Origin of the sequence: Neobacillus driksii (assembly GCF_013409995.1) — a bacterium.
GTDB lineage: Bacteria > Bacillota > Bacilli > Bacillales > Cytobacillaceae > Neobacillus > Neobacillus driksii.
Genome location: NZ_JACCBX010000003.1, coordinates 260,661 through 278,770, shown reverse-complemented (window position 1 = coordinate 278,770; position 18,110 = coordinate 260,661). Strand labels below are relative to the sequence as shown.

Sequence of the window (18,110 nt, the reverse complement as noted above, 5' to 3'; positions counted from 1 at the left end):
TTTTAATTGTATAAAAGGATAGGAAGCTAAAATAGGCAGTATCCTTTCTGGATTCTGTCTATTTATTATTACTTTTTTAAAGCACGCACCATACACTAATAAAGAGTCTTTACGGAGAGAGGGAAGGAAATGTATTTTTACGGGACAACAGGCGTAAACGGCAAGGGTAATTTGGAAATAGGCGGAGTAGATGCAGTAGAGTTGGCCGAGCAATTTGGAACTCCTCTCTATGTTTATGACGTTTCATTAATGAGGGAAAGGGCTAGAGGTTTTAAAAAGACGTTTGAAGAACAAAACGTCAAAGCCCAGGTTGCATATGCAAGTAAGGCATTTTCAACGATTGCCATGTTACAGCTGGCGGAAGAAGAAGGGTTATCGCTTGATGTTGTATCGGGTGGAGAGTTATATACCGCCATCGCGGCCGGGTTTCCATCAGACAGAATTCACTTTCATGGAAACAATAAAAGTAGAGAAGAACTAGAAATGGCGCTAGAACACAAAATTGGCTGTATTGTGGTGGATAATTTTTACGAATTAGAACTTTTAAAAACCATTTGCCTTGAAAAAAATGAAACAATAAGCATTCTGCTTAGGGTTACTCCTGGAATTGAAGCACATACCCATGATTACATCTTAACAGGGCAGGAAGATTCTAAGTTTGGATTTGATTTGCAAAATGGACAAGCAGAAGAGGCGTTAATGACCGCGCTGCGAATTAAGCATTTCGATGTTTTAGGTCTGCATTGTCACATAGGGTCACAAATTTTCGAAACAACTGGGTTCTTGCTTGCTGCTGAAAAAATTGTTGGCAAAATGAACCAATGGAAAAATACTCTTAATTTTGAAGCTAAGGTACTAAATTTAGGCGGCGGTTTTGGAATACGCTATACAAATGAAGATGAACCACTGTTGCCTTCACAATATGTTAGTGAAATTATTAAAGAAGTTAAGAGATTAATTCAGCAATACTCCATGGAAATGCCTGAGATTTGGATAGAGCCTGGACGCTCACTGGTAGGTGATGCAGGTACAACCCTTTACCACATTGGTTCATCAAAAGAAGTTCCGGGAGTTAGAAAATATTTGGCTGTTGACGGTGGAATGAGTGACAATATTAGACCGGCTCTCTACCAGGCTAAGTATGAAGCTGTTTTAGCAAATAAACCTTTAGCAGAAGCTACAGAAAAAGTTTCTATAGCAGGTAAATGCTGTGAATCAGGTGATATGCTGATTTGGGACTTACCACTACCAGAGACTGAAGACGATGACCTTCTGGCAGTATTCTGTACCGGTGCTTATGGTTATTCAATGGCGAACAATTACAATCGTATACCACGCCCAGCAGTGGTATTTGTAGAAAATGGCAAGGCGGCTCTTGTTGTTAAAAGAGAAACGTATGAAGATCTTCTTCGGTTAGACCTTCCCTTAAAATAAGCAAGCTGCCGCAATGCGGCAGTTTTCTTATTTTTATTCTAGCTCCGAGCGCCTAGGCGCTACCGCTTTTTTGTTTGTAAAATGGATTATTTTTTAGATATAGTGTAGAATGACAACATGTACGCTATCTTCAAATTGCATTTGGAGGATTTAAATGAAGAAAAGTAATTGGATGGTTTTTAGTATCCTTGTAGGACTGGCACTTATATGGGGGATTATTTATTGGGTTTTTATTGTACCAAGATAATAATTATAATTGGGATTGATAGATAAACAATTATTATGTATGATTGACAATAATGAAACACTTTACCAATTCGGACTACATATTATAGAGAAAACGAAAACCGTTATTTGAAAATTGTGTGAACAAATATACTATCCGCTAAACTGGGTTTTATTTAATATAATGAGGGAGCTATTATGTTAATTCGTTATAAGAAAACATTTGAAAAAATAGCCATGGGCTTATTGTCCTTTATGCCTACTGAAAAGGACTTGAAGAAACTCCAATTTACCATTAAGGAGTATGAAACGGAAGAAAACTTACAGCTTTTTCTTTGGAAGGAAGAAGATATTATCGGACTTATTGGGGCTCAAATGAACGATGATGATTCTTCAATCATGATTCAACATATTTCTGTTAATCCCTCACACCGCTATCAAGGGGTAGGGAAACGAATGGTTAAAGCTTTGAAGGATATGTATCCAGATAGGGCTATAACAGCGAATGATAATACCGCACCGTTTGTTGAGAAATGTGACCTTTGCTAACCCTAAAATAGAAAGGCAGCGAAATTTTTATTCGCTGCCTTTTTTATTTTTCAGTGCTTCCATTCGTTCTTCAATTACGTTTGTACGGTCTCGTAACTTATGTCTATTGATAATAGAAACATCTTCTAAATTACTTTCCTTACCCCAGTTAAAGCCTTTATTTTGACATTCCTTAATACAAGCTTCTAAAAGTGCGGGGTCAGATATCGGCAAAGTAACGCTTGCGTATCTTTCTTCTTTATCCGCATGCGCCAAAAGTTTTGAAAGCATAGGAAAAAAAATATCCATATCTAACCCCATTTGGAAAAGCTCACGTTCATGTAAGGAGAAGATTTTTATTGCCTTTTCTAATGTTCGTTTAGCACCATTAAAGTTCTTCCTCCGATGATGATACCTCGAAACCGCTAAAAGGATGAAGCCTACCCAAATAGAATCTTTACTTCTGTCGCTAAATTCTTTCCAGTACTCTTCAAGTATCTCGTGGCATTCAAAATAATCCCTATCTCCATTAAAATGGGCTAAAAATTCAATATACTGCGCTGGGTACAAAAAATCACCCTCTCATTGATAAGATATGTACAGTGTAGCATATAATGAACGATTCTTCAGGGTTTTGCCATAGAGAAAAAGCCCGCCTAAAAAAGGCGGGCTCGCTTCCAATGCAACCTCTAACTTAGAACCAAGAAGCACCAACAATAATCAACAGAATGAATAGAACCACGATTAAAGCGAAACCGCCTCCGAAACCGTAACCATCAGCCATGTGTAAAACCCTCCTATAGTTGTTTTGTTATTCTTTTCCCTCTCATCATATGTACCGTCGTTGTCCAGTGTTATGGGCAAACATCATTTTTTCAATAAATACTAAAGCCAATAAATTTCTATTGGATAACCTATTTGATTCCTCTATACTAATAAGAGTCATGAATATGAAAATTACATCAAGGATTCTGGTGAAAGATGATACACTATAATGTAAAAATTGATGCGTTTGAAGGTCCATTGGATTTATTGCTCCATTTAATAAATCGGCTTGAAATTGATATATATGATATTCCTGTTGCTCAAATTACTGAACAATATTTAATCTATATAAAAACAATGTCTGAACTTAAATTGGATATAGCCAGTGAATTTCTTGTGATGGCTGCAACCTTATTAGCGATCAAAAGTAAAATGTTACTACCAAAGCATGAAGAGGAATTGGATGATTTAGATTCCGAAATAAATTACGAAGAAGACCCAAGGGACGAGTTAGTCGAAAGGCTGATTGAATATCGGAAATACAAAGAGGCTGCTCATGATTTAAAGTCGCTTGAGGAAGAACGGGGACTCATGTATACGAAACCACCGAGTGACCTATCAGATTTTGCAAAAGACAAACAACCGGAAAAAACTGAACTAAATGTAACTCTATACGACATGCTGGCCGCTTTTCAAAAGCTATTGCGCAGGAAAAAGCTGCAACGTCCAATGGCAACAAAGATAGCCAGACAAGAAATATCAATTGAAGCAAGAATGACAGAAATTATGAATGAATTAAAGCTCATAAAAGGCAGGAAAAACTTTAACGATTTATTTCCTGTTGCTGCAAAGGAACATATCGTTGTGACATTTTTGGCGGTATTGGAGCTTATCAAAAGAAAAGAAATAGACGTTGAACAACATGAAAACTTTGGGGATATATTTGTTCATGCAGTTAAGGAAGGAGCAGAAGGGCTTGGAAATAGTTAAATGGCAAAGTATTTTAGAAAGTCTTTTATTCGCTGCCGGTGATGAAGGACTCACTTTAAAGCATGTGGCTGAGGTCCTGGACGTAGAGGAATTGAAGGCTGGCGAGATAATAGAAGAGTTAAGACAAGTATATGAAAAAGATACCCATCGCGGAATTATGATTGTTCAACTCGCTGGTACCTATCAGCTTGCAACCAAAAAAGAGAATGCAGCCTATCTTAAGAGACTTGTCGACTCACCAAATACCTCTGCTTTGTCTCAGGCTGCTTTAGAAACATTGGCTATTATTGCTTATAAACAGCCGATCACACGTGCAGAAATAGAGGAAATCCGGGGAGTAAAAACGGAGAGACCACTTCATACTCTAATGACAAAGGCACTTATTAAGGAAGTGGGAAGGGCTGAAGGTACGGGAAGAGCATACCTGTATGGAACCACAAAAGAATTTCTTGACTACTTCGGTTTGAAAAACATTCAAGAATTGCCCAAGCTTCCTGATAGAGTCGAAGAAGAATTTGTACAAGAAGAAGCCGACCTTTTCTTCGAAAAGTTTCAGGAGAGTTTAAATTCTTAAAAGTAAAACAATTTCATTAAGATGTGATAAAATAGAAGTATGATTTCGAAGATTTCCGAAACTTCTACTTATTTGTTACTGGCTAAAGGGGATTGATTTAATTGCTGATTAAAGAATGCACCGGATATGAATTGGAAAAGGAAAAATCAAACACTTCAGAGGATTTCTTTAATAGAAGTGAAGTAACTTTTATTGATGGTTCTGAAGAAAAAACATTTCACGTATTGTATGTTAGATACTTTGATGAGTTGTTTCAAGAATTCACTCCTTTTCAACAAAACCCAATTCTAACAAAAGACAATATTGAAGTAACCTTCAAGGATATTGTGGCATTAGTATGTTTAATCAAAAATCCGGGTTTGCGTAATCGCAAACGGTTATACATTAATTCTAAACAGGAATTTGCTTCATATTTTCAAGATATTGATTTTGAAAAATTACCTGAAATAGTACTTGCTGTTAAGCAAAACCATAAATTTGAACTCCGTTCTCCACTGGACTACATTAAACAACCGAGGTAGGAAGGGTATAAAAGAATACAAAGGAGTGTTTGGATGGGAAATTCATTAGTTAAGACGCAGCTAAATGATGTTGGAGGATTTTTAACCTCAACAATCGGAACATTAGAAAATTATTTAAATGAAACGACCGTTTCACAGATGGAACAAGAATTAACAGGAGATTCAAGTTATTATAAATTAATTCTATCCAATTTGAGAAAATTGCTTGTTTATTGTGAAGAAAGCCTAGATGCTTGTTCAGTGATCTTGCAAAGTGAACCTTTTCAAAAGCCCACAGCTGAGAAAACTCTTTATCGTATTTTTCATCAGTGTATTGAGGAATTTTTCTCTCCTAAAAATGACGCTTGGTTTGAGGATAGCCGTTCTGCCTATACAGGACGAAATTCAATAAAGTTTTATAAAACTGTACCTGAAAGTGTACAAAAGTTAGTGAAAGGTCTTGAGGGAGAATTTCAAAGGGTAAGAGAAGAACTGGAATACTATGAAACAGATTACCGTACAAAAATGATTCAATCAAAATAAATGATTAAAAACTGTCCTTACTTAGGGCAGTTTTTTTTTGTTCATAATCCATCATATTTTTCATACCTTTTAGGGGAGATTCAAAATAAAAGGGTGGGATCGTATGAATCGATTTAGTCAATATGTCCACGAGTTATTTGAATGGAATGAGCAAATGAAGGAGTTCCTAGAAACAGATGATGTCAAAGATAATTTAGAGTTATGGGAGCAGCTCGAACATTTCACCGATTTGATTGAGAATACGAGTGGATCATTATCTGATCATGACATGCTAAGTCTACAATCAAAAGCAGAAGAAATCCATGAGCAACTGGAGAGTTATTTTTCTCGTAAACAAGGGGTTGGAACGATTTGGGTTGAAAAAAAGACCGTCCTGCCTGGCGGTCATACACTCCCAGAGCTACCATATGCCTATAATGCTTTAGAACCCTATATCTCGGAGGAAATCATGAGACTTCATCATGATAAGCACCACCGCTCCTATGTAGATGGTTTAAACAAAGCGGAGGTAAATTTAAAGAAGGCTAGAGATAACAATGATTTTTCCCTTGTCAAACATTGGTCAAGAGAATTGGCCTTTCATGGTTCAGGGCATTACTTGCATACAATTTTTTGGAAAAACATGATCCCGAAAGGAGGAGGAAGCCCTCAAGGACTTCTAAAAAAAGAAATAGAAAATTATTTTGGCAGTTTTGAAAAATTTAAAAAACAGTTCTCTGAAGCAGCAAAACAGGTCGAAGGTGTAGGGTGGGCGATCCTCGTATGGTCTCCTCGTGCCAGGCACCTTGAAATATTACAATCAGAAAGACATATGCTGTTAACACAATGGGACACCATACCTCTATTAGTTTTAGATGTTTGGGAACACGCATATTATCTACAGTATAAGAACAATAGATCTGGCTACGTTGACAATTGGTGGAATCTTGTAAACTGGAATGATGTTGAAATGAGGTTTGATAAAGCATTTGAGATTAAGTGGCCAGCATTCTAAATGGTTAGGCAGTCGGCAAAAGTCGATTGCCTTTTCAATTTTTAGGACAAATAGTCATATCAAGCCTTGTCCTGCATAAAATTTTAGAAAGCTAGGCAGTAAAATATTGCTGCTAGAAATGTTAACGAAGGGGACGAGGTAAACTTATGAGAATGATTTGGAAGCTAGTCATTTTTGCCCTCATGGTCTCACTATTCATTGCAAACATTCCTCAAAAGGTGGATGCTTCCGTTTCCGTAAGTGCACGTGGTGCAGTTCTAATGGAGCAAGAATCAGGGCGTGTCCTATTTGAGAAAGATGCCCACACAAAACGAAGGATTGCTAGTATTACAAAGATCATGACGGCAATTCTTGCGATCGAATCGGGAGAAATGGATGAAATAGTGAAAGTAAGCGAACAAGCTACCCGTGCGGAAGGGTCGTCTGTCTATTTAAAGCCCGGGGAAAAGATTAAGCTGGAGCATTTAGTATATGGTTTAATGCTTAGGTCTGGCAATGACACGGCCGTGGCAATTGCTGAACATGTTGGGGGAAGTTTGGATGGGTTCGTCTATTTAATGAACCAAAAAGCTAGAGAGATTGGTATGTTGAATACCCATTTTTCCAATCCACATGGTTTAGACGACCATGAAGACCATTATTCAACTGCCTATGATATGGCTCTATTAACTCGGTATGCTATGCAAAATGAAACATATCAAAAAATTGCTGGAACCAAGACTTATAAAGCGCCAAACCCTACTGAAAATTGGGACCGTCAATGGAAAAATAAAAACCGATTACTAACAAAATACAAATATACAACTGGCGGTAAAACTGGGTATACCAAACGTGCAAAAAGAACCCTTGTGTCAACAGCAACCAAAGGGGATATGAGTTTAATTGCGGTTACATTGAATGCTTCGGATGACTGGAATGATCACATTGCAATGTATGAAAATGGTTTTAAAACCTATGATATGGCGGAAGTGTTGTCAAAAGGAAAGATAGATATTAAAACAAATAAGGTTTATCAAGAACATTTATATATAAAAAACACTATTGTTTACCCTGCCACTAATGAGGAAATGGACTTGTTCTCTATCAAATATAAACTAAATAAGCCCGGTGAAGATTGGGAGGAATCAAACCGTAACGGAGAAGCCGTAGGTAGAGCACAGGTTTTTCTGGATGGAAAAGTTGTTAGAGAAACACCTATTTATTATCAAGGAGGTCCTGAGAAGAAAAAGGGACTATTTGAATCAATAAAAAATATATTTCTTTCTGTTATTGGCGTGAGATTATATGGTTAATTATATTTGGGTCTTTATGACAATAGTTGGTTTTATTTTTGCGATGATTAATGGAACAATGGCGGAAGTTAACAAAGCGATATTTGATGGGGCAAAGGAGGCTGTGACTCTGTGTATTGGATTGATCAGCATTCTTGTATTTTGGCTGGGTATGATGAGAATTGCCCAGGAATCAGGGTTACTTGAAGTATTATCAAAGTTATTTCGCCCGCTTGTACGAAAGTTATTTCCCGATGTGCCAACGAATCATCCTGCAATGGGGTATATATTATCTAATATGATTGCGAATATGTTTGGTTTGGGTAATGCCGCCACGCCGCTTGGAATTAAGGCTATGGAGGAATTAAAACTATTGAATGGCGGCAAGAATTCAGCCAGTCGTTCAATGGTTACGTTCCTGGCGATAAATACAGCTAGCATTACCATCATACCGACTACAGTCATAGCAATTCGAATGAACTATAATTCTGCATCCCCAACAGAAATAGTTGTACCAACGTTAATTGCAACCATCATTTCAATGCTAGGAGCAGTTATGATAGATCGTTATTTTTATAATCGACGAAGTCGTAAAGGATGAATGGAATGGAATTTCTCTCTCAGATATCCCTAGGTTTTATCCCTGTTTTAATAGGAATTATCCTCCTTTATGGAACCTTTAAACAAGTTCCGACCTATGAGAGTTTTGTTGAAGGCGGAAAAGAAGGCATCAAAATTGCCTTTTCCATCATTCCATTTCTAGTAGGAATGTTAGTTGCGATTACAGTCTTCCGTGCTTCAGGTGCCTTAGAAGCATTAATGAACTGGATAAGACCAGTGATGGAAGCCATCGGTGTTCCGGCTGAAATTGTCCCTCTCATCTTAATTAGACCCATTTCTGGAACAGCAGCACTTGGTATGACGAGCGATTTAATTGCTGTCTATGGTCCTGATTCTTTTATTGGGAGGCTGGCATCTGTTTTGCAGGGCAGTACAGATACTACCTTTTACGTGTTGACTGTTTATTTTGGCGCAGTTGGGATCAAAAAAATGGGGGACGCCTTAAAGGTTGGATTACTTGCGGATGTAGTGGGTATTATAGCAGCTATTGTGGTAGTACTATTAGTATTCGGAGCAAAATAAAAAAACTATTAAGAAAAGGCAGATTCCTTGGGAGAGATTTACTAAAGGGGGTCTGCTTTTTATTTTTCTACAATAAGATAACCGTGCTTTGAAAAAAGGCGATTTTGTGTCATAATTCATTAGGAAAGAATAACTATTGTTTTCCTAATAAACTGTGGTGCAGCACATAGTATTCAAAATAAAAGGTAAACAGCTGAGGTGGATCATAATGGAAAGATTGCAAAAGGTAATAGCACGAGCTGGAGTAGCTTCAAGAAGAAAATCAGAAGAGTTAATTAAAGAAGGTAAGGTAAAAGTCAATGGCAAAATAGTTACTGAGCTTGGCGTGAAAGTTACATCATCTGACCGGGTTGAAGTGAATGGAATTCAAATTGAGAAAGAGGAGCCTGTTTATTTTCTACTCTATAAACCACGCGGTGTCATTTCGAGTGTAAGTGATGATAAAGGAAGAAAGGTAGTAACTGATTTCTTTCCCTATCAACAAGAAAGAATTTTCCCGGTGGGACGGCTAGATTATGATACTTCTGGATTATTGCTGCTAACAAATGATGGGGAGTTTGCCAATTTGCTTATGCACCCTCGGAATGAGATAGAAAAAACGTATGTAGCTAAAACGAAAGGAATTCCTTCAAAGGAGAACTTAAGAAAATTGGAAAGAGGAATTCGTCTCGAGGACGGGAAAACGGCTCCTGCTAAAGTCAAAATGCTTTCGGTTGATAAACAAAAACAAACCGCAATTATCGAAATCATCATTCATGAAGGGCGGAATCGTCAGGTTCGAAGAATGTTTGAAGCGATTGGGCATGAAGTTTTGAAACTGAAACGAGAAAAATATGGTTTTTTAACATTGCATGGACTATCTGCAGGGGATGCTAGAGAATTGACACACCATGAGGTGAAGCTATTAAGAGGACTATCATTGGAGTCTACTAAAAAAAATTCATAAAGCTGTCACAATTGCATTTGAATGTATTTACTATAGATATAGTGTAAAGTGATATAATTTAGACAATTGTGTTTAGAAATTGAAACTTTCAGGGGGGAGAAAGATGAAAAAACGGCGATTAGTCATGAGGACAACAATCCTCGTTATTCTGGCTGCGGCCGTTGCCTATACGCTGTATGCCAACTTAACAAAGGATAATAGAATGAAAGTAGAGGTTGGTAAAAAAGCTCCTGATTTTGTATTGGTTGATATGGAAGGTGAAAAACATAAACTTTCCGATTATAAAGGACAGGGAGTATTTTTGAATTTTTGGGGAACATGGTGTAAGCCATGTGAAGCGGAAATGCCTTATATTAATAATCAATATAATCATTATAAAGACAAAGGTGTTCAAGTGCTGGCAGTTAATGTCAGTGAGTCTGAATTAGCCGTAAATCGATTTGCAGAACGAAAAGGGCTAGACTTTCCTATTGTAATCGATACAGACTCTCAGGTTCAGGCTGCATATGGAATTGACCCTCTTCCTGCAACATTCTTGATTGACAAGGATGGGAAAGTGGTTAAATATCATACAGGAACATTAACGGAGTCAACAGTAAGGGAGTTTATGGAGAAAATTAAACCTTAAGGGTTTGTAGGGAGTTTTTTGCAATGAAAGATGTTAAATGTGAATGCGGACATGTAAATCCACATGGAACCGTATTGTGTGAGGCATGCGGAAAGGTTTTTGATGAACAATCAAAAGATAAATCTCTTCTGGATATGCGTTATGAAGGCAGTGCTCGCCGTTCACAAACATATAATAAAACCATTGTTGATAAGATATGGAACTTTTTTTCTTCCGTTAAGGTAGGTGTGTGGCTCATCATCGTCACCTTAATTGCTTCTGCGGCAGGGACGATTCTACCGCAGGAAATGTACATACCACCTACTATGCCGGCAGAAGAATATTATGAAGATCAGTACGGTTGGTTTGGGAAATTATACTATGAGTTAGGCTTTAATAATTTGTATAGCTCATGGTGGTATTTAGTATTAATCGCAATGATAGGTATTTCTCTGGTCATTTGTAGTCTAGACAGGGTGGTGCCTTTGTATAAGGCACTAAAAGCGCAAAGAGTAACAAGGCATGAGGGCTTTTTAAAGCGCCAGCGACTGTTTGGAACAAGCGGGAACGTTGATGTACAAGACATTGCAACGGTTAAACAACGATTAAAAACAAAACGCTATCACGTACGAGAAGAAAACGGTGACTTGCTTGCTGAAAAGGGTCGTTTTTCTCGTTGGGGTCCATATGTGAACCATGTGGGATTAATTATTTTCTTAATCGGAGGCATGCTGCGATTCGTTCCTGGCATGTACATCGATAAAGTCTTATGGCTTCGTGAAGGTGAAACCAAGGTTGTCCCTGAAACAGATGGACAATACTATGTAACAAATGAAAAGTTTATACTGGAGAATTATGATAAAGATAAGGACAAAACCTTTGAAGCAGCGATTGATCGTGCAGGTATGGTAGTTAAAAATTATCAGACAAACGCAGTGCTTTATAAAAGAGTAGGACCTGCTATTCCAGGGGAAAAGCCAGAGTTAGAAAAAGTTAAAGAACACAAAATCAAAGTCAATCAGCCATTGAAATTTGAAAAGTTTGCTTTATATCAAGTAGACTACAAACTCGATGAACTAAATACAATGTCATTTTCTTTAACGAACAAAGCCAGCGGTGAAACCTTTGGAGACATAAAAATAAATCTTTACGATCCAAAGCCGAAATATGATCTAGGAAATGGATATCATGTGGAAGTTTTGAGTTTTTTCCCAGACTTTGAATTTGCAAAAAACGGCGAGCCAACAACAAAATCTAGGATACCTAATAATCCTGCCTTTGTGTTCAAAATGACGTCACCGGAAGTACCAGATGGGGAAACAAGCTTTGTTGCGATTCAACAAACCATTGAGCCATTAGGTGATAATCAATATAAAATGGCGTTCAAAGGAATCGAAACCAAAAATGTCACAGCCTTAACAGTTCGAAAAGACCTAACGCTTTGGATCATTATTTTAGGCGGTATTATCTTTATGATTGGTGTTATACAAGGCGCTTATTGGAACCATCGCAGAATTTGGGTACAAAACAAAAATGGTGAAATCTGGGTTGCTGCACATACCAATAAAAATTGGTATGGTCTTAAAAGAGAAATTGAAAGTGTACTATCTGAAACGAAGATTAATATACCTGCTGATCAGATTCAAAATGAAAAAGTGGATAAGGAGGGAATCTAGTTGGTAACAATAAGTAGTAATTTACTTTATATTGCATTTGTTCTTTATTTAGTTGCGACCCTCTTCTTTGGTGGAGCCATCAAGGCTAAAAAAGATATAGAAGGAAAAAAAGGTACAAATCGCTGGGGAAAAATTGCCGTTTTTTTAACAATTATAGGCTTTATTTCTCAGGTGGGATATTTTATTACAAGATGGATTGCTGCAGGACATGCACCTGTAAGTAATCTATTTGAGTTTACAACCTTTTTCGGAATGTGTCTCGTTGGTGCATTCATAGTCATTTATTATATTTATCGGACACCGCTCCTTGGGTTGTTTACTATGCCGGTTGCAATACTTGTTATTGCTTATGCAAGCATGTTTCCTAGAGATATTTCGCCATTAATACCAGCGTTGCAAAGTGACTGGCTCCATATCCATGTTACAACCGCAGCCTTAGGTGAAGCGATTTTAGCAATTAGCTTTGCGGCCGGATTGATTTATCTAGTAAAAGTAATTGATCAATCGAAAGCGAGCAAAAGAACTTTTTGGCTCGAAACGGTGATGTTTGCGTTAGTAACTACACTAGGGTTTGTTCTTGTTTCCACATTATTCTCTAGCTTGGATTACAAAGCAGAATTTAATTGGGTTGATAAGAATGACCAAGCAGTGACAATGGAATATACCATGCCAGCCATTACGGGTCCTCATGAAGGAGAACTCCTAACAAAAGGGAAATTTGAACCTCTAGTTGAAATGCCTGCATTAATAAATGCGAAAAAAATGAATTCTGTTATTTGGTCATTTATTGGAGGATTTATTCTCTATGGGTTAATAAGATTAATACTAAGAAAACGTATCTCTGCTGCACTTCAACCTTTAGTTAAAAATATTAACCTGGATTTTGTTGATGAAATTAGCTATCGTTCAGTACTAATTGGTTTCCCTGTATTTACTTTAGGGGCATTAATTTTCGCTATGATCTGGGCGCAAATTGCTTGGACTAGATTCTGGGGCTGGGATCCTAAAGAGGTATGGGCGTTAATCACGTGGTTATTCTACGCAGCCTTTTTACACCTCCGTCTTTCAAAAGGATGGCATGGGGAAAAATCAGCATGGCTTGCCGTAATCGGTTTTGTCATTATCATGTTTAACTTGGTGGCAGTAAACCTAGTTATCGCTGGACTCCATAGTTATGCTGGATAATAAAAAATTATTTGTATAGCCTTTACTTTTTCCAAGTAAAGGTTATTTTTTAAATAATAAGATAAAAATTAATTGGTTTGTCAAAAAATCGTCACTATTTGAAGAGACAATTACGTTTAGTTATAGATTAAAATAGTCACATTTTGTAAAATAACTGCATGGAGGGATTATTAATGGATAAAGACGTAAAAATTTTAGTGGTAGATGACGAGGAAAGAATTCGCCGTTTATTAAAAATGTATTTAGAGCGTGAAGAATATTTGATTGATGAAGCAGAGGACGGGAATGAAGCCTTAACGAAAGCGATTGCGAATGATTATGATGTAATCCTTTTAGACTTAATGATGCCTGGTAAAGATGGTTTAGAGGTGTGCCGAGAATTAAGGGAAAAGAAGGCTACGCCTGTTATCATGTTAACTGCAAAAGGTGAAGAGGTTAATCGTGTCCAGGGCTTTGAGGTAGGAACAGACGACTATATTGTTAAACCATTCAGCCCTAGAGAAGTAGTACTACGAGTAAAGGCACTATTAAGAAGGTCATCTCAAACTAGTTATCTGCAAACAGATACAACAACAAAGGATGTTATTGTGTTCCCACATTTAACGATTGACAATGATGCCCATCGTGTTCTTGCTGATGGTAAAGAAGTAAGTTTAACTCCAAAAGAATATGAATTACTTTATTTCCTTGCTAAATCACCTGATAAGGTTTTTGACCGCGAGCAATTACTGAAAGAAGTCTGGCATTACGAATTTTTTGGTGATTTGAGAACGGTTGACACACATGTTAAGCGTCTTCGTGAAAAGTTAAATAAAGTCTCTGAGCAGGCAGCAAGAATGATTCTTACTGTTTGGGGAGTTGGTTACAAATTTGAGGTAGTTAATGAATGACCTTTTTACGAAGTGTAGTTGGTAAACTCTGGTTTACCATCATATTTTTGGTGGCTTTTATCCTTTTCATCTTAACTGTAATGCTCCTGGAGTTTTTTGAGAATAACACCATTATGGAAACCAAAAATGATTTAACTCATCAGGCTGAGAAAATCGCTAAAGTATTGGAAAATCATCCTGATGAGCAATTACCTTTAGGGTTAGAAATCTCTTGGGAAATTATTGATGAAGTTACAAATGTGGTTATCATTAAAAATGACCAGGAAGTCTTTATCTCTCCAAACTCGGAGAAATCAGTAAAGTTATCGGTTCCAGACATCCGAAATGATGTGGAATTGTCGAAAGTATTTAAGGAAAACAGGACGGTTGAAAAAGTCTCAAGGCTTACTTCTAATGAATTAAACCAAGACAGTGCAAAATATTCGATCATTGGTGTTCCGCTGCACATAGATGATGGACAAAATGGTGCTGTTTTTATTTATCAATCCTTGGAGGTAGTGGAAGAAACTACTCATTCAACAACTAATTTTATACTACTTGTTGCGGGTGTTGCAATTATCCTCACAACTATTTTTGCATTCTTTTTGTCTACAAGGATTACAGCACCACTTAGGAAAATGAGAGAAGCAGCATTCGAAGTAGCAAGAGGTAAATTTGATACCAAAGTACCGATCCTAACGCATGATGAAATTGGTGAGCTTGCTACAGCTTTTAACCAAATGGGACGGCAATTAAAGTTCAATATGAATGCCCTTAGCCAAGAAAAAGAGCAGCTTGCTAGTATCCTAAGTAGTATGGCAGACGGTGTAATAACCTTTAACCGTGATGGAACGATCTTGATAACCAATCCTCCAGCAGACCGCTTTTTGCAATATTGGTACTATGAAAATGGTGGTCCTGGAAACACCTCTGGGGAAATACCAACTGAGGCAATGGAACTTTTTCAACGAGCTGTTGATACAGAGAAAGAACAAGTAGGGGAAATTTCTCTTCAAGGCCGCCATTGGGTCATTCTGGTCAGCCCTCTTTATAGTAACCGATTTATTCGGGGAGCAGTGGCTGTACTTAGAGATATGACAGAGGAACGGGTACTAGAAAAAATGAGAAAAGACTTCATTGCAAATGTTTCTCACGAGCTTCGAACACCAATTTCGATGTTACAGGGCTATAGTGAAGCGATTGTGGATGACATTGCGGAATCTCAGGAAGAGAAAAAAGAGATGGCTAAAGTCATCTATGATGAATCATTAAGGATGGGCAGACTTGTTAATGAGTTGCTTGACCTCGCTAGAATGGAAGCAGGGCATATTCAATTAACACTTGATGAGGTTAACCTTCATTCGTTTATGAATAGAATTGTTCATAAATTTCAAGGGCTTGCTAGAGATAATGATATCCATTTAAGTGCTGACCTAGAACATGATATACCAAATATATTATTTGACCCTGATCGTATTGAACAAGTGCTGACCAATTTAATTGATAATGCTATCAGACATACTCCTCAGGGCGGATCAGTTAGATTACTTGTAAAAAAGGATGATTTTGGCATAAAAGTAGAAGTGTCAGACTCAGGTTCAGGAATACCGGAAGAAGATTTACCATTCGTTTTTGAACGTTTTTATAAAGCAGATAAAGCACGTACTAGAGGAAGAGCTGGTACTGGGCTGGGACTTGCTATAGCAAAAAATATTATTGATGCACACCGAGGGCATATCTCCGTACAAAGTAAAATAGGACAAGGAACGACATTTACCTTTTTACTTCCACGAAAATAAGAAAAAAATGGCGATTTCTCTTGATTCACGGGAAACAATTAAAACTCATCTTTTACTGATGAGTTTTTTGTTTTTTTATCGTTTCTGTAACATGCCTTCACTTTTTGACTTAAAAAGTCTATATTTAAAATATGTAACTTTTTGGACATAAGTATCGACTAATTCAATGAACGGGGAGGGGAATGGAATGGACTCCGTTTTCGATGAACTATATCAAAAATATCATCATGACGTTTTTCAATTTTTATTTTATATGGTAAGGAACAAGGAACAGGCAGAGGATTTAGTACAAGAAGTATATATCAGGGTGTTTAAATCCTATCATCGTTTTCAAGGAAAGAGCAGCGAGAAAACGTGGCTTTTTTCTATCGCACGGAATGTCGCAATCGATTCATTTCGAAAGCAAAAGGGATGGAAGGGAAGACTGCTTGAAAAGTTTGATTGGACTTCCAGCCAAGTAAAAGATGAATACCCAATTCCAGACGAAATTATGGTCCATAAAGAAGAAGTCAAATGGATTTATCAGTGTCTAGAGCATTGTACAGTAGATCAACGTTCTGTTGTCGTATTACGTTTCTTAAATGATTTATCGATTACCGAAACTGCCGAAACCTTGGGGTGGACAGAGAGTAAAGTGAAAACGACACAACACCGCGCATTAAAGGTTTTAAAGAAGTATATGGAAATGTTTAATGAAAAGGAGGGATTAGAAAGTGAAAAAGTCAGAGTGGAGCGATAAGCAGCTCGAAGAATTACTAAGGCAAATGCCCAAAATACATGACAATCGCAATCCTCGTGACATATACCAAAATCTTTCTATAAAAAAGAGAAAAAGATCGGCGTGGCTCATTCCAGGTTTTGCAGCTGCAGCTGCCTTACTCTTATTCTTCTTATTAGTACCTAAAATGTTGAATGGAACACAAAATTCTTTTGATAGTTCAAAACAAGAAGAATCGTCAAGTGAAGCAAAAATGAGCCAGTCTGATGATCACTCATCGCTTTTGATGAAAAAAGAAGATAGTAAATCAGGTTCTAAACCTGAAATGCGGATAACCGAAATCAATAAAAACGCTTTATACGATGATGAAGCGGGTGATGGAACTGTAATCACGTATTGGATTCCTGATTCGCAGGCACAAAATCTAGTACCTATATCCATTGTTGTTACACCAGATAATAATAAGAATTGGTTAACTATATTTACAGAATCAATGGAATTATTAAATGAAGAGGAATGGGGACTTGCTGATTATTATCCTTTAAATGCCAAGTTCGAATTGGATGAAACTAAGAATACAGTCATAGTTGACGTACCTAAAAATCATCCTTATGGGCAAGGTTCTACAGCTGAAATTAATTTTATCACTACTCTTAAGAATAATATAGCTTCAAACAGTAACGTTAATAAAATTATGTTAAAAACCGATGGTCAGCCGGGTGTAGAACTTGGTAATTATGGGGTATTGGAAGAGATAGAAGTAAAACCAGAAGGAAAACACGCCTATTTCTTTTATAAACCTGATGGGATGGATACCACCTACCTCGTCCCTTCGACTGATACGTATCAAGATATTAACGCTGCTTTGGAAGCAATGAAGACCGATCAACAAGAGCAAGCTCTAAAAGCCTCATTAATACCATCCTTCCCGATTAAGGATGTTACAGCCAAAGAAAATAAGTTAATCATCACCCTGGATGAAAATGCAGCAATGGAGAATAGCCAGGAAACCGTGAACTCCTATGAAGCTATTTTACTAACTGCTAAGGAGTTTGGGATAGATACAATAACGATAGTAAATGCTCCGATTCAGCTTTTGGGACCATTTGACTTAACGAAAGAAATGAAAGTTCCACTAGCGCCAAATCTTCGTCAAATCCAATAAAAAAAGAAAGAGATTGACCATAACATGGTTAATCTTTTTTTTGTCTAGTTCCACAAGAGTAAGCTTCGGAAGCGACGCCTCGCACGAAGGAAAAGCGTTAGCTTTTACAAGGAGGCGCCATCGGCTCTTTGGTCTACAGCCAATCCGTCAAGAAGGTTAAAGAGCAACCTTCCTACCG

Annotated in this window: 20 protein-coding genes; 18 read left to right on the top strand and 2 right to left on the bottom strand. The window is 37.3% G+C overall.

The features are described 5' to 3' along the window. Window positions 1-129 precede the first annotated feature (129 nt). Together lysA and F4694_RS07685 are read left to right on the top strand one after the other, a co-directional pair. Window positions 130-1,434: a diaminopimelate decarboxylase gene (gene lysA / locus F4694_RS07690; protein WP_179596518.1), complete on the top strand. Its 1,305-nt coding sequence runs from the start codon at window positions 130-132 to the stop codon at window positions 1,432-1,434. Window positions 1,435-1,857: 423 nt separating this feature from the next. Continuing rightward, on the top strand, window positions 1,858-2,208 hold the full coding sequence (locus tag F4694_RS07685) for a GNAT family N-acetyltransferase (RefSeq protein WP_179596516.1): 351 nt from the start codon (window positions 1,858-1,860) through the stop codon (window positions 2,206-2,208). A 27-nt stretch (window positions 2,209-2,235) separates the two neighbouring features. On the opposite strand, the gene F4694_RS07680 is transcribed toward F4694_RS07685, so the two are convergent. Continuing rightward, entirely contained in the window at window positions 2,236-2,757 is a 522-nt protein-coding gene (locus tag F4694_RS07680) for a DUF309 domain-containing protein (protein ID WP_179596514.1), read from the bottom strand. 124 nt (window positions 2,758-2,881) lie between these two features. Next, window positions 2,882-2,971: a YjcZ family sporulation protein gene (locus tag F4694_RS07675; protein WP_179596512.1), complete on the bottom strand. Its 90-nt coding sequence runs from the start codon at window positions 2,969-2,971 to the stop codon at window positions 2,882-2,884. A 197-nt stretch (window positions 2,972-3,168) separates the two neighbouring features. On the opposite strand from F4694_RS07675, the gene F4694_RS07670 reads away from it, so the two are divergent. The 16 genes from F4694_RS07670 to F4694_RS07595 all read left to right on the top strand — a co-directional run bounded on the left by F4694_RS07670 (window position 3,169) and on the right by F4694_RS07595 (window position 17,932). Further along, window positions 3,169-3,942: a segregation/condensation protein A gene (locus tag F4694_RS07670; RefSeq protein ID WP_179596510.1), complete on the top strand. Its 774-nt coding sequence runs from the start codon at window positions 3,169-3,171 to the stop codon at window positions 3,940-3,942. After that, a complete protein-coding gene (gene scpB, locus F4694_RS07665; protein WP_179596508.1) occupies window positions 3,929-4,516 on the top strand; it encodes an SMC-Scp complex subunit ScpB in 588 nt (195 codons plus the stop codon). The genes F4694_RS07670 and scpB overlap by 14 nt, the downstream gene beginning before the upstream one ends. Before the next feature lie 101 nt (window positions 4,517-4,617). Beyond that, on the top strand, window positions 4,618-5,037 hold the full coding sequence (locus F4694_RS07660) for a hypothetical protein (RefSeq protein ID WP_179596506.1): 420 nt from the start codon (window positions 4,618-4,620) through the stop codon (window positions 5,035-5,037). Window positions 5,038-5,070: 33 nt separating this feature from the next. Next, window positions 5,071-5,559 carry a YpuI family protein gene (locus tag F4694_RS07655; protein ID WP_179596504.1) on the top strand — a complete coding sequence of 163 codons (489 nt, stop codon included), beginning with the start codon at window positions 5,071-5,073 and terminating at the stop codon, window positions 5,557-5,559. A gap of 103 nt (window positions 5,560-5,662) precedes the next feature. Then, window positions 5,663-6,553 carry a superoxide dismutase gene (locus F4694_RS07650; RefSeq protein WP_179596502.1) on the top strand — a complete coding sequence of 297 codons (891 nt, stop codon included), beginning with the start codon at window positions 5,663-5,665 and terminating at the stop codon, window positions 6,551-6,553. Between the two features lie 146 nt (window positions 6,554-6,699). Then, the gene (locus tag F4694_RS07645) at window positions 6,700-7,845 is read left to right on the top strand and encodes a D-alanyl-D-alanine carboxypeptidase family protein (protein WP_179596500.1); all 1,146 of its coding nucleotides are present in this window, start codon (window positions 6,700-6,702) and stop codon (window positions 7,843-7,845) included. Next, the gene (locus F4694_RS07640; RefSeq protein ID WP_179596498.1) at window positions 7,838-8,425 is read left to right on the top strand and encodes a nucleoside recognition domain-containing protein; all 588 of its coding nucleotides are present in this window, start codon (window positions 7,838-7,840) and stop codon (window positions 8,423-8,425) included. The genes F4694_RS07645 and F4694_RS07640 overlap by 8 nt, the downstream gene beginning before the upstream one ends. Window positions 8,426-8,430: 5 nt before the next feature. Continuing rightward, window positions 8,431-8,967, top strand: coding sequence for a spore maturation protein (locus F4694_RS07635; RefSeq protein ID WP_179596496.1), 537 nt, complete (start codon window positions 8,431-8,433; stop codon window positions 8,965-8,967). Between the two features lie 208 nt (window positions 8,968-9,175). Then, window positions 9,176-9,913: a 23S rRNA pseudouridine(2605) synthase RluB gene (gene rluB, locus F4694_RS07630; protein WP_179596494.1), complete on the top strand. Its 738-nt coding sequence runs from the start codon at window positions 9,176-9,178 to the stop codon at window positions 9,911-9,913. A 103-nt stretch (window positions 9,914-10,016) separates the two neighbouring features. Beyond that, window positions 10,017-10,541 carry a thiol-disulfide oxidoreductase ResA gene (gene resA / locus F4694_RS07625; RefSeq protein WP_179596492.1) on the top strand — a complete coding sequence of 175 codons (525 nt, stop codon included), beginning with the start codon at window positions 10,017-10,019 and terminating at the stop codon, window positions 10,539-10,541. A 23-nt stretch (window positions 10,542-10,564) separates the two neighbouring features. After that, window positions 10,565-12,196, top strand: a complete 1,632-nt coding sequence (gene resB / locus F4694_RS07620; protein WP_179596490.1) for a cytochrome c biogenesis protein ResB — start codon at window positions 10,565-10,567, stop codon at window positions 12,194-12,196. Continuing rightward, on the top strand, window positions 12,197-13,381 hold the full coding sequence (ccsB, locus tag F4694_RS07615) for a c-type cytochrome biogenesis protein CcsB (RefSeq protein WP_179596488.1): 1,185 nt from the start codon (window positions 12,197-12,199) through the stop codon (window positions 13,379-13,381). 173 nt (window positions 13,382-13,554) lie between these two features. Further along, complete coding sequence (locus tag F4694_RS07610) at window positions 13,555-14,271, top strand: response regulator (protein WP_179596486.1); 717 nt, start codon at window positions 13,555-13,557, stop codon at window positions 14,269-14,271. Beyond that, window positions 14,268-16,049 (top strand): ATP-binding protein, encoded by a 1,782-nt coding sequence (locus F4694_RS07605; protein WP_179596484.1) that lies wholly within the window; start codon window positions 14,268-14,270, stop codon window positions 16,047-16,049. The genes F4694_RS07610 and F4694_RS07605 overlap by 4 nt, the downstream gene beginning before the upstream one ends. A 166-nt stretch (window positions 16,050-16,215) precedes the next feature. Further along, window positions 16,216-16,788: an RNA polymerase sigma factor SigX gene (gene sigX / locus F4694_RS07600; RefSeq protein ID WP_179596482.1), complete on the top strand. Its 573-nt coding sequence runs from the start codon at window positions 16,216-16,218 to the stop codon at window positions 16,786-16,788. Further along, window positions 16,763-17,932, top strand: a complete 1,170-nt coding sequence (locus F4694_RS07595) for a hypothetical protein (RefSeq protein ID WP_179596480.1) — start codon at window positions 16,763-16,765, stop codon at window positions 17,930-17,932. Before sigX ends, F4694_RS07595 begins: the two co-directional genes overlap by 26 nt. Window positions 17,933-18,110 lie beyond the last annotated feature (178 nt).

Coding starts and splice junctions, on each gene's coding strand:
- lysA (WP_179596518.1), top strand. CDS start 130: ATGTATTTTTACGGGACAACAGGCGTAAACGGCAAGGGTAATTTGGAA.
- F4694_RS07685 (WP_179596516.1), top strand. CDS start 1,858: ATGTTAATTCGTTATAAGAAAACATTTGAAAAAATAGCCATGGGCTTA.
- F4694_RS07675 (WP_179596512.1), bottom strand. CDS start 2,971: ATGGCTGATGGTTACGGTTTCGGAGGCGGTTTCGCTTTAATCGTGGTT.
- F4694_RS07670 (WP_179596510.1), top strand. CDS start 3,169: ATGATACACTATAATGTAAAAATTGATGCGTTTGAAGGTCCATTGGAT.
- F4694_RS07655 (WP_179596504.1), top strand. CDS start 5,071: ATGGGAAATTCATTAGTTAAGACGCAGCTAAATGATGTTGGAGGATTT.
- F4694_RS07650 (WP_179596502.1), top strand. CDS start 5,663: ATGAATCGATTTAGTCAATATGTCCACGAGTTATTTGAATGGAATGAG.
- F4694_RS07645 (WP_179596500.1), top strand. CDS start 6,700: ATGAGAATGATTTGGAAGCTAGTCATTTTTGCCCTCATGGTCTCACTA.
- F4694_RS07640 (WP_179596498.1), top strand. CDS start 7,838: ATGGTTAATTATATTTGGGTCTTTATGACAATAGTTGGTTTTATTTTT.
- F4694_RS07635 (WP_179596496.1), top strand. CDS start 8,431: ATGGAATTTCTCTCTCAGATATCCCTAGGTTTTATCCCTGTTTTAATA.
- rluB (WP_179596494.1), top strand. CDS start 9,176: ATGGAAAGATTGCAAAAGGTAATAGCACGAGCTGGAGTAGCTTCAAGA.
- resA (WP_179596492.1), top strand. CDS start 10,017: ATGAAAAAACGGCGATTAGTCATGAGGACAACAATCCTCGTTATTCTG.
- resB (WP_179596490.1), top strand. CDS start 10,565: ATGAAAGATGTTAAATGTGAATGCGGACATGTAAATCCACATGGAACC.
- F4694_RS07610 (WP_179596486.1), top strand. CDS start 13,555: ATGGATAAAGACGTAAAAATTTTAGTGGTAGATGACGAGGAAAGAATT.
- F4694_RS07605 (WP_179596484.1), top strand. CDS start 14,268: ATGACCTTTTTACGAAGTGTAGTTGGTAAACTCTGGTTTACCATCATA.
- sigX (WP_179596482.1), top strand. CDS start 16,216: ATGAACGGGGAGGGGAATGGAATGGACTCCGTTTTCGATGAACTATAT.